The 10,494-nt window shown below is 35.0% G+C and carries 14 protein-coding genes and 1 pseudogene; 10 read left to right on the forward strand and 5 right to left on the reverse strand.

Annotated elements, in window-relative coordinates:
* Nucleotides 1-402: Fic family protein (locus MF4640_RS17185; RefSeq protein ID WP_161944390.1), on the forward strand; the 402-nt coding region annotated here is incomplete at its 5' end.
* 215 nt (nucleotides 403-617) lie between these two features.
* The gene (locus tag MF4640_RS17190; protein WP_078390355.1) at nucleotides 618-2,138 is read left to right on the forward strand and encodes a catalase; all 1,521 of its coding nucleotides are present in this window, start codon (nucleotides 618-620) and stop codon (nucleotides 2,136-2,138) included.
* A gap of 483 nt (nucleotides 2,139-2,621) precedes the next feature.
* Here the strand turns inward: MF4640_RS17190 and MF4640_RS17195 are convergent, their stop codons facing one another.
* From MF4640_RS17195 to MF4640_RS17205, 3 genes are all read right to left on the reverse strand, one after another.
* On the reverse strand, nucleotides 2,622-2,939 hold the full coding sequence (locus MF4640_RS17195; protein ID WP_046722050.1) for a hypothetical protein: 318 nt from the start codon (nucleotides 2,937-2,939) through the stop codon (nucleotides 2,622-2,624).
* Between the two features lie 243 nt (nucleotides 2,940-3,182).
* The gene (locus MF4640_RS17200) at nucleotides 3,183-3,488 is read right to left on the reverse strand and encodes a helix-turn-helix domain-containing protein (protein WP_005020909.1); all 306 of its coding nucleotides are present in this window, start codon (nucleotides 3,486-3,488) and stop codon (nucleotides 3,183-3,185) included.
* Nucleotides 3,472-3,792 (reverse strand): hypothetical protein, encoded by a 321-nt coding sequence (locus MF4640_RS17205; RefSeq protein ID WP_005020911.1) that lies wholly within the window; start codon nucleotides 3,790-3,792, stop codon nucleotides 3,472-3,474. The genes MF4640_RS17200 and MF4640_RS17205 overlap by 17 nt, the downstream gene beginning before the upstream one ends.
* Nucleotides 3,793-3,968: 176 nt before the next feature.
* On the opposite strand from MF4640_RS17205, the pseudogene MF4640_RS19800 reads away from it, so the two are divergent.
* The 3 genes and pseudogenes from MF4640_RS19800 to MF4640_RS17215 all read left to right on the forward strand — a co-directional run.
* Nucleotides 3,969-4,379: pseudogene (locus MF4640_RS19800) on the forward strand (hypothetical protein); the annotation flags it as partial.
* A gap of 30 nt (nucleotides 4,380-4,409) precedes the next feature.
* Nucleotides 4,410-4,703 (forward strand): hypothetical protein, encoded by a 294-nt coding sequence (locus MF4640_RS19805; RefSeq protein ID WP_227505690.1) that lies wholly within the window; start codon nucleotides 4,410-4,412, stop codon nucleotides 4,701-4,703.
* A complete protein-coding gene (locus tag MF4640_RS17215) occupies nucleotides 4,703-5,161 on the forward strand; it encodes a hypothetical protein (protein ID WP_005804943.1) in 459 nt (152 codons plus the stop codon). The genes MF4640_RS19805 and MF4640_RS17215 overlap by 1 nt, the downstream gene beginning before the upstream one ends.
* 203 nt (nucleotides 5,162-5,364) lie before the next feature.
* Here MF4640_RS17215 and MF4640_RS17220 read toward each other — a convergent pair whose 3' ends face one another.
* Together MF4640_RS17220 and repM are read right to left on the reverse strand one after the other, a co-directional pair.
* The gene (locus MF4640_RS17220; RefSeq protein ID WP_078390356.1) at nucleotides 5,365-5,931 is read right to left on the reverse strand and encodes a plasmid replication DNA-binding protein; all 567 of its coding nucleotides are present in this window, start codon (nucleotides 5,929-5,931) and stop codon (nucleotides 5,365-5,367) included.
* A 63-nt stretch (nucleotides 5,932-5,994) separates the two neighbouring features.
* Complete coding sequence (gene repM / locus MF4640_RS17225) at nucleotides 5,995-6,918, reverse strand: replication initiation protein RepM (protein ID WP_032066855.1); 924 nt, start codon at nucleotides 6,916-6,918, stop codon at nucleotides 5,995-5,997.
* A gap of 1,176 nt (nucleotides 6,919-8,094) precedes the next feature.
* On the opposite strand from repM, the gene MF4640_RS17235 reads away from it, so the two are divergent.
* The 5 genes from MF4640_RS17235 (at nucleotide 8,095) to MF4640_RS17250 (ending at nucleotide 10,181) form a co-directional block, all read left to right on the forward strand.
* The gene (locus MF4640_RS17235) at nucleotides 8,095-8,484 is read left to right on the forward strand and encodes a hypothetical protein (RefSeq protein ID WP_078390357.1); all 390 of its coding nucleotides are present in this window, start codon (nucleotides 8,095-8,097) and stop codon (nucleotides 8,482-8,484) included.
* A complete protein-coding gene (locus MF4640_RS19525; RefSeq protein WP_171263913.1) occupies nucleotides 8,477-8,647 on the forward strand; it encodes a hypothetical protein in 171 nt (56 codons plus the stop codon). Before MF4640_RS17235 ends, MF4640_RS19525 begins: the two co-directional genes overlap by 8 nt.
* A gap of 725 nt (nucleotides 8,648-9,372) precedes the next feature.
* Nucleotides 9,373-9,588, forward strand: coding sequence for a cold-shock protein (locus tag MF4640_RS17240; RefSeq protein WP_004637138.1), 216 nt, complete (start codon nucleotides 9,373-9,375; stop codon nucleotides 9,586-9,588).
* 98 nt (nucleotides 9,589-9,686) lie between these two features.
* The gene (locus tag MF4640_RS17245; RefSeq protein WP_004637137.1) at nucleotides 9,687-9,914 is read left to right on the forward strand and encodes a hypothetical protein; all 228 of its coding nucleotides are present in this window, start codon (nucleotides 9,687-9,689) and stop codon (nucleotides 9,912-9,914) included.
* Between the two features lie 69 nt (nucleotides 9,915-9,983).
* Nucleotides 9,984-10,181 (forward strand): hypothetical protein, encoded by a 198-nt coding sequence (locus MF4640_RS17250; protein ID WP_004637135.1) that lies wholly within the window; start codon nucleotides 9,984-9,986, stop codon nucleotides 10,179-10,181.
* Nucleotides 10,182-10,494: the final 313 nt, after the last annotated feature.

The raw sequence follows: 10,494 nt of genomic DNA on the forward strand, positions 1-10,494 counted from the left end.
GCGATATTGAATAAACGTAAAAGTTACTATGAGATATTAGAACAAACTCAAAAAAATGATTCTGATATCACCGATTGGCTAGTTTGGTTTTTAGATACATTGAATGATAGCCTTGAAAAAACCTTAGTACAGATCAATCGGACATTATTTAAAAGCCAGTTTTGGCATAAATATTCAAATTTAGCCCTGAGTGAAGAACAGCGCAAAGTCCTCAATCGTTTATTAGACGGTGGGGAAAATGGCTTTGAACATGGTATTAGCGCGTCACAATATCAAAAAGTTGCTAAAACAAGTAAGGCGACAGCTACTCGTCATTTATCTGACTTACTTGAGAAAGGTTGTATCGTCAAATTGGAAGGTGGGGGACGTAATACACGCTATCAGATCAATACTCAGTTATAGAAATTTAAGACATAAAAAAGCCCGACAGGATGTCGGGCTTTTTTATGTCTTGAATCTGGATTTCGTGTAAGAGATTTTATGTTAAATCAGTTGGCTATAAATTTTCAAAAATATCCTTAGTTTAATATTTTAATAAGCAAGTAAAGGGTAAGATGGGATTGAAAATCTTAAATTTCTGCAGGAAATTTAAATTAAAAGAAACGGGAGTTAATAGTATGAGTCAAGACCCTAAAAAATGTCCTGTTACCCACCTGACTACTGAAGCTGGTGCCCCTGTGGTCGATAATCAGAACAGTATGACGGCAGGTGCGCGTGGACCTTTACTTGCCCAAGATTTATGGTTGAATGAAAAATTAGCAAACTTCGTCCGCGAAGTGATTCCAGAGCGTCGTATGCACGCTAAAGGTTCAGGTGCTTTTGGTACCTTTACCGTGACCAATGATATTACCCAATATACTCGCGCTAAAATTTTCTCTGAAGTTGGCAAGAAAACCGAAATGTTTGCGCGTTTCTCAACGGTGGCGGGTGAACGTGGCGCGGCCGATGCAGAACGTGATATTCGAGGTTTTGCCCTGAAATTCTATACTGAAGAAGGCAACTGGGATCTGGTCGGCAATAATACCCCGGTGTTTTTCCTGCGGGATGCCCGTAAGTTCCCTGACCTGAATAAAGCAGTCAAACGTGACCCGAAAACCAACAAGCGCAGTGCCACCAATAACTGGGATTTCTGGACATTATTGCCTGAAGCCTTGCATCAGGTGACCATTGTGATGTCGGATCGCGGTATTCCTACTGGCTACCGTCATATGCATGGTTTTGGCAGCCATACCTTCAGTTTTATCAATGCCCAAAATGAACGCTTCTGGGTGAAATTCCATATGCGTACCCAGCAAGGCATCCAGAACCTGACCGATGCTGAAGCAGCAGATTTGATTGCTAAAGATCGTGAAAGTAGTCAGACTGACTTATTTGATGCCATTGAGCGTGGTGAGTATCCAAAATGGAAAATGTACGTTCAGATCATGCCGGAACTGGAAGCTGAAACAGTTCCTTATCATCCATTTGACCTGACCAAAGTCTGGCCGAAAGGTGATTATCCACTGATTGAAGTCGGTGAATTCGAACTGAACCGCAATCCGGAAAATTATTTCCAGGATGTAGAACAGGCTGCCTTTGCACCAAGCAATCTGGTACCGGGAATTAGCTACTCACCGGATCGTATGTTACAGGCGCGTCTGGTGAACTATGCCGACGCAGCGCGTTATCGTGTTGGTGTAAATCATTCACAGGTTCCGGTCAATGCTGCACGCTGCCCTGTAAACTCTAATCGTCGTGATGGTCAGGGCCGCATGGATGGCAACTATGGTTCATTGCCACATTATGAACCGAACAGTTTTAACCAGTGGCAGGAACAACCTCAGTTTAAAGAACCAGCATTAAAGATTACCGGTGATGCTGATTTCTGGGACTTCCGCGAAGATGACAATGACTACTTCAGCCAGCCCCGTGCCCTGTTCAATTTGATGAATGATGAGCAGAAACAAGCATTGTTTAATAACACGGCCGCAGCGATGGGTGATGCGCTAGATTTCATCAAATACCGTCATATCCGCAACTGTTATGCTTGCGATCCAGCTTATGGGCAAGGCGTTGCTAATGCCTTAGGTATGACTGTAGCAGATGCTCAAGCGGCACGTGAAACAGATCCTGCTAAAGGTTTACCAAGTTTTCTTTAATGTGGAAATTTGATTTAGATAGTTAATAAAAAAGCCCGACATCCTGTCGGGCTTTTTCATATCGGGTTGCTAGTCTTACTGATCTCGTGCTGCCCATTCCTTGCGCTATTTTCTTATTCTTGTTTTCTAGAAACATCCAGTTCCCTTATGTATTCATCATAGGGCTAATGCTTTGGATTACTAATCCGCAAAAACATTAAATCTGTGTAAGTTTTAGCTTACAAAGTTGGCCTATTTTATCCCAAGAGTTGTCCGCAGAAATTGGGGATTATTTCTGAACTGTGACCCTTGAGAAATCAGGAAAAAATGCAAAAACGAATGTTTTTTGATCAACTTTATTGGCTAAAAGTTACAGTTTTGCTTAAAAAGAAACCGACTTGTTTCCAAGTCGGTTGAACGAGAACGTTCCAGAGGGTATGAATAACGATAAGATACTGATCTTAAAGTAATATTAAAAATACGTTTCGTATAAGCTCTATTATGTTAAATGGAGTCTTTATGAGAAATTACTAATCTATGTTTGTTTGAGATTGAAGTATATTTAAAAAAATTAAGTTGTTTTTTTAAATGCATAACTTCATCTTTTAGTTTTTTGATTTGTTGATCTCTTTCGTCCCGTATAGGGGAACTAATTTCACCAAATTTTTTAACTAACTGGCTATATTCAATCAAGTTATTGTAGTCAAGTTCGAAATCTCCGCTTTTTATATATTTAAGTATAGTCGAGCGAGGTTTTCTATACGCTATAGCAGCATCACTGATCGAAAATTTTTTTAAAAAGTGATGATGTTGACTTAGCATATTATTTCACTTAAGAAATTATTAATTTGGTATATATATGTTAATGAAATTAACATATATAAGATATAAATCTTCAATCATTGTTGGTTGATAATTGAACGTTTACTTTAAACATAACCTACTCTGATAATTTTTCTATTATTAAATCAATACGCTTTTAAGAATTTATATTATTAACATAATACACGTTATGCGAAGTCAAAAATGGGAGCCTTTAGCTCCCATTTTTACTATATTTTTTAATTAGCTAAGAGCTTCTCTAACAAAAGAAGGATCTTTGATAAACAGCTTAATTAAGGATTGTGCTGCTTTAGATGGTTTACGTACACCTTGTTCCCAACTTTCCAAAGTACGCACAGATACACCTAAAGTTTCGGCAAATTCACGTTGGCTTAACTCTGATTTTTGGCGAGCTAAAGCGACATCAGTCTGAGTAATGGTATAAGTTTTTACTGGAGCATTGGCAAGCATTTCATCTACTGCCATAAGTAATTCAGCACCAATATCTCGTTCAGCATCACGGCTTACAATATCATTTGAGCGATTCATTTAACTTCTCCACTAAAGCACGTAGTACTTTTTTATCGAGTTGATCAACAGCAGATTTCCCATAAATGGTAAGTAACCATATTTGTCCATTAGCTAGACGGTTGTAATAGATTACTCTGACTCCACCGCTTTTACCTGTCTTACCAGATCCCCAACGAACTTTACGTATTCCTCCTGAGTTAGGTTCTACATCACCAACTTCAGGATTGGAAGCAAGAAAAATTTTAAACTCGTTGTATTCTTTTTCTGTCCAATAGTCTGAATAAAACTTACTGAACAAAGATGTTTCGCATATTGTATACATCAAGCTTCCATACTATCTACTACTATGTAGTAATTTTATTGTACTACATAGTAGTACTTTATCAATGTTTTTTCTAAAATTTCGTATAACGCCCATTATGTTAAATGGAAGCAAACGACCTCCAAGAAAATCGGTATAGTATGAATAGTTATTGAGTAGATAAGAGAATTAAGTTAATGAAATACTCAAAAGAAAAAATAGTAAAAGCCCTATTACTTGCTCCTTTACCACTACTTTTTTTCACAGCATTGCTATTTATCATAATGAATCGTGAATATAGTCTATATTCAATTTTTGTGGTTTTTGCAGGGCATGGTCTTGTTTACTTGGCTTATAGTATTTTGACAGTACCTTTTAGCTTTATGGTCTCAATTCTTTTAAATCGTTATAGTATTCTTAATTTGCTAACTATCTGTATTAGCTCTTTAATTATTGCTATGCCATTTTTTGTTCTTTTTGGATGGAGCCATACAGGAGAAGTTTCGAAAGAATGGTGGAAGATGTATACCGACACTTGGACTATCTTTATGGCTCTAATTCCAGGCTTGTCTTATTGGTTATTTTTAACTGATTTTAAAGTTAAAGAATTATTAAAGAAAAAAATAATATATTTCAATATATTAGCTTTTGTTTTGACTTATTTGTCTTTGTTTCATCAGAAATATACATTGATAGACCGGATAGTTGTAGACAAGCTTGGAAAAGTTGAAGTTATAGGAGGAGGATTTCCATTACAGTTTTTAGTAGATGGTGAAATATCTCCAGGCGGTAGTATAGCGCTAGATCCTTTAAATATTATTATAGGAATAGATCAATTCATTTTTTTATATTTTATTCTTGATTATTTATTTTGGCTTATGTGTCTTTTAGTCGGTTATGCGTTTTTTCGAAAGATAAAAGTGAAATTATAATGTCTAAAATATTTATAAAATTAGGAATTTTACTTGTAGGTCTATGTCTACTTCTAATCATTAATTCATACAAACAGAAATTAAATCATGATAAAGAGATGGCAACACAGACAACAATACTTTTCTTTAATTCACTTGCTAAACATGATCTAGAATCAGCAATCAAATATGTTTGGCCAGATGCGCGATTACATGAAGATTTAAAAAGTTCTGAAAGGTTTCTCTCTTTCAAAGACTCAAAAATTTTAGAAGTAGTAAGGATTAATTATGATTCAGCGGAAAGTAGACCTGAGTATTATCAAGAATTTTATAAAATTATTTCAGTGATGGTAAAAGTTAAAGTCGTCCATATAGATGATGCTGGTAGTCCAGTAGGTGACTATATTTTATTTATTACTCTTGTGAAACAATCTCCTCAATCTGATTGGCTAATTACAGAATTTGGTAGTGGGCCTTAAGATAGTAATTATAGAGAAAAGCTAAAATTAACATAATACACCTTATACGAAATGCGTTATAATTATCCTTATAATTCAACGCTGTAGTTTCTAGTTGATAGCCCATCTTCCCCAAGGTGGGCTTTTTTTATGACTTTTCACGTTCCACGCCTATTATTTAAGCAATGTTTCACAACTTTGATTAGTACACCTAAACAAGCCTCTTAGCCATTCGGCAAGAAAAACCGGCTTAACCAACCTCTTTTCGGCTGCTCCAGTTCAACCTGCTCCGGTACTGGAATGCGCTTATTTTCCGTCTGCTCCGGAGTAGTCAATCCGTCCTGTTTAGCTTCTGCTGTGTCCGGTTCTGGAGCTGTTTTGGCCATGCTTGGTTGCAGCGGTTCTTGATCGGTAAACGTAGTCATATTGGCCGTGGGAGGCTTCATTTCAATGAGCGTTAGAAGCGTATCAATACGAGCATTCGCCTTGGATTCACGATCTTCGGCTTTTTCTAACTGTTTTTTTAGAAAGTCGATTTGGTTTTTCAGCTCTACCACTGTTTTATCAGTGTATTCAGGTGTATTTTGATTTTGTATTGAAGACGTATCAATACGTTTTGCCTGTTTTGCTCCGAAAGGCTCACCATAGACGCGAAGTAATTCTGAAAAATCTATAAAACCGTCATAGTCACGGCTTAATACACCGTTTTTTATATCTTTATAGATTGTCGCTCGGGATTTTTTATACAGAGTTGCAGCATCACTAACACTGTATTTTGTAGCTGTATTCATAGTGTATTGCTGTGTATTTTGAAAACGTATTGGAGAATACAATATGTGTATTCTCTAATACACTCAAGCTTTAAAGCCAAGGTTTTTTAGGTGAGGTAAAAACTGCTTTTGTTGTATTGGATCTCTTAGCATTTCTTTGATTTTTGCTGCTAGGCTCTCATAGCTTTCATTACCATTTGCTAAGTTCGAAAATTCAGGCAATCGTGAAAGCTGATTGCCAAACATATTGATTTGAGCATCTGTCATTTGGTGGAATGCTGTTTGGGATACCTTTGTTAATTCTTGTTGAGATGGCTTATCTTTCGATTTAATTCTAAATTGGATATCTGTGATAACTCGCCCTTTCTTGAATTGGTCATAGTCAACGGTAATATTAGTATGTTTATTAATTTCACTTATTGCTCTGTCTAAGACATTAGATTTAAAGTTCGACATAGTTGAATATTCAGTCGCATCCAGCCCTAATTTTGATCTAAGATCGTTAATACTATATTTCTCAGTTTTTGCTACATTCAACCATTTAATTAATAGCTCATATAGTCTGATGCTATATTTACTCTTAAAGTCAGACACTTGTTCTATATGGTATTTTGTGAATTGTTCGCTTAATCGGCTTATTAAGCTGATAACTTCGTTACTAAGGTATAAAACGATAAGGCCACTAGAATCTACATAGGTCACTTTGTTTACCCAATTTGCTGTAGTAAGAGCTTCTTGGCCCTTATATCTATCTAAATAACTAAACTCCCTTCTTTTTAGAGTTTTCGCTGCTTCTCTAAGCAAGCCATAGGCATTATTACTATCTACTTTAAATTGATGAACGTAGTCACTTACGAATACTTCTATTGGTGTATCAGATGTGAGATTAGAAGACTCTCTAGCTCCAACTATGGCCAAGAGCATAATACGTTGCTCTATGAGTGATAAGTTGAAAGAGGCATCGATAAGAGCATTATCCTTAACAACTAATTTATTGTTATTTGTCATGATATGAAGCTTATTAATTCATTTAACTAGGTTATATGTTATATATTTTAAATAGTCAATAATCTAGCTATTCAAATACCCCTTAAACCTATCTTTATCACCCCTTAAACCTATCTTTATCACCCCTTAAACCTATCTTTATCACCCCTTAAACCTATCTTTATCACCCCTTAAACTATTGCAAATAAAGGCTTACAGCATCTCTAAAAGCATTTAAAAACTTAAAAATAATTAAAAGCCTTGGGAATGAAAAATTGCCCTTGGTTTTCGCTACGCTCAAACTCTATTGAATCTCGCTTTCGCTCGATTCGTGGGGCAATTTTTTGGATCATTCTGTTGTGACTTTGAGAAAAAGCAAAGGCAAGAGCAAAAGCAACTCGGAATTCGCTTCGCTCATAAAGCTTTTTTACTCGCTACGCTCGATCTAGACTCAATTTTCTGCATGTGATTTACGCTTATTTAGGCTTCACAGCCTAAAAAGCTGTTTTTCAGAGAGTCTAGGTGCGAATTTTGGTGCTTCGCTCGTAGACACTCGCTCTATTCATCCCGATTAGAATAAAAATAGCCTCTATTTGGCGTTCACTTGCGTTTTTTGACCTGATTACTCATTTCAATAGTGAGATCTATGTCTTAAGTAAAAATGTGGCTGAAATCGCATTTGAGAGCGTTTCAACTTGGGTTTTATTTTTGATCTGTAGGCTAGAGTTTCCGCTTATAGATTTTTTCCCTTAGACACACAATAGTCAGGATCTCTTTTGGCCAAGCACTATCTTTACTGTCAGTTAAGTCAATTAAATGGATTGGGAGCCGGTACATACCGGCAATTTTTGGTTCACACACCACGCATCTAAAGATAAAGACTCCAAAGCCTTACCCTATAAGGGATACAGCGATTTTTCATCTGTCTGGAAAGCGTTTACGCTTTTATCATGTTTTTTATTGCATTTCATAGGCTTAGCTGTAAACACTTTTTGTTGCAGATAAATTGCAATATTTACTTACAAAACAATAGGATAGCTTGTAATCGGCTTTGTTTACATGTTTAGGTTAATTTCTCTTTTTATATTAAATATTTAACCTGTAATCATTAAAACTTAACATAGTGTTTACTTATATTTGATAGTTACTTTTTATAAATTAGGTGCTTAGATTGAAAACAAATGATAGGAGTTTTTCATGAACAGTACTCGAACCGTTGCCGTCAGATTAGACAATCAGGTTGCACAAGAATATGAGCGTTTGGCTCAGTTGAAGGGCGATAAATTAGGAACTTATCTGCGGGATCTTCTGACCAGTAATTTACAGATGGCCAGCATTGAGCGACAAGTCAGTCGGATTGAAACACTGGTAAATGATTTTGAAAAAGATATTAATCGATCATTGGATCAATTTACTCAAGCTAATTCTTTGAATGAAAGTTTATTAGGAGATTTGGGGGAAATATACATGTTTCAAATAGGCATTCTTATGAAGCTACAAACAGAGAAATATGAGATTCGAGGAATGCAGGCTAAAGGAAGAAGTCATGCCAAGGCTAACTATCTGAAAGGAAAAAATCATGAGTAATATTATTCAACTCTCTAAACCATGTGCTTTCTGTGATTCAAGGGAAAACGTACAGATTTTTTCAGGGCTGATGCTTTGTGGGAATTGTCAGGAAAATATCCGGATTACTAATCCTGGCATGTTTGAGGCCAATGATCAGATTGAACAAAAAGCCCAGGATTAACCTGGGCTGCGTATAAGAGATTTTATGTTAAATAAATAAGTAAAAGCCCCGAATCACGGGCTTTTTTGTAGAGTGTATTATCTTAATTTTAGAAAAATTTTAAATTTAAAATCCGAATAATTGGCCTATTTCTAATCTGCTGTAACCACGTTCTTTGAAAATCAAACAGCGTTGTCTAATTGTGAGCCTGAATACTTACCTAAGGAAATATCTGGGTAAGATAAGGGAGAGTGTGGAATTGTTAGCTTTTTAAACTGATTCTCTCAAATATTCGTCTTTTGTCTTATATCTAAATTTTTTACCTATCGGTAAAATAATTGTACTCATAACCTGCTAAGGATAGTGGGTAATAAGCGTTTAAGGACTAAGTATCAATTAGAGCCAAAATAGCTAATTTACATTGGAAAGTAAGTGATTAAGAGAAAACTAACAGCGCTTAATAAGCCTTATAGTTCCGAGAGAGACTATAAGGCTTTTTTATGAAATATAATTTTCTTTTATCAAAAAAATAAATATAACTATTAAAAAAACTTGATTATTTTTCTTTTTACTGTATATTTAACTCAACTAGAAAAAAAGTCTCGTTTCGGTAAATCTTCCTTAAGTATCGCAGTTTTAGTCATAATCCTTCGTTTTTAGATTTTAAGTTCCATTCTTTATTATTTTCCAAGTTATAATCGGTCAATATAATGACTAAAAATTATTAAAAATCAGTAGGATATATTATGTCAAACTCAAATGTTGTTAAAGGTACTGTTAAGTGGTTCAACGAAACTAAAGGTTTTGGTTTCATTCAACAAGAATCAGGTCCAGACGTTTTTGCTCATTTCAGCGAAATCGCAAGTTCAGGTTTCAAAACCTTAATGGAAGGCCAGCAAGTTGAATTCAGTGTAGCTCAAGGTCAAAAAGGACCGAATGCTGTAAATATTGTTGCTATCTAAGTAATAATAGACAGTAATAAAAAGCACTCATGAGTGCTTTTTTTATACTTCAAAATTTGTTTTAAAAATTAAAATTTTTCTAAAAAATAGGATGTAATTTGTTGAAATTAAGTAATTTAATTGCAAAATCTAAAAATGGTACTGAAATTATTGTTTCATTAATTCCTCTTCATAAAATGCAAAATACACGTCAAGGTTCAAAAAAAATCGAAGTAGGTAAAAGAGTCCTTCTTTCATCTGGAATCGAGGTTGATTTAAATTTGGATGGCCGTACATTTTACACTTCTTTAAATCAGCTATTTAAATTAAGTCATAAAGTTGCTTAGAGCCAACATCAACAAGTATTAAGAATTGGGGTAGATTTCTGCCACTATAATTTTATTAAGGGGATATATATGTTTAAACAGACTCTCAACGTAAAAGACCAGTTTGGGGTTAAACAAGCTATTCAAGCAACAGTAGATCATCATTTTGCCGATACGCAATCTCACTCAAATATAAGACATATCACCGTTGATGGAGAAGATATTCGACCTAGTTTTGAAATGTTTTTTCAAAGTACTGTAAGTGGAAAAATTTTTAAAATTTTATAGATAGTATTTTAAAACCAATACGATACGCATTGTAAGAAACGAGAGCTAATAGCTCTCAGGTCATCCCCCTAAAAATAATTGAGTTTAAAAGTAGAAAATACAAATATTCTCAAATGATCTCTATTTTTTGGAAAAACATATCAAGTTTGTTTATAAAAAAGCCGATATATTTCTGTTATTCACCAATTAAAATGTCCTATAAAAAATGAGCTGATTAATTATCATATTCGGCTCTTGTTATGAGCCGAATAAGTGCTATATTCAACTCATCTGAAATTTTAGATGAGCGATTGAAAATGCAGAAATGGATTTG

The organism is Acinetobacter sp. MF4640, from assembly GCF_002018895.1.
Classification (GTDB): Bacteria; Pseudomonadota; Gammaproteobacteria; order Pseudomonadales; family Moraxellaceae; genus Acinetobacter; species Acinetobacter johnsonii.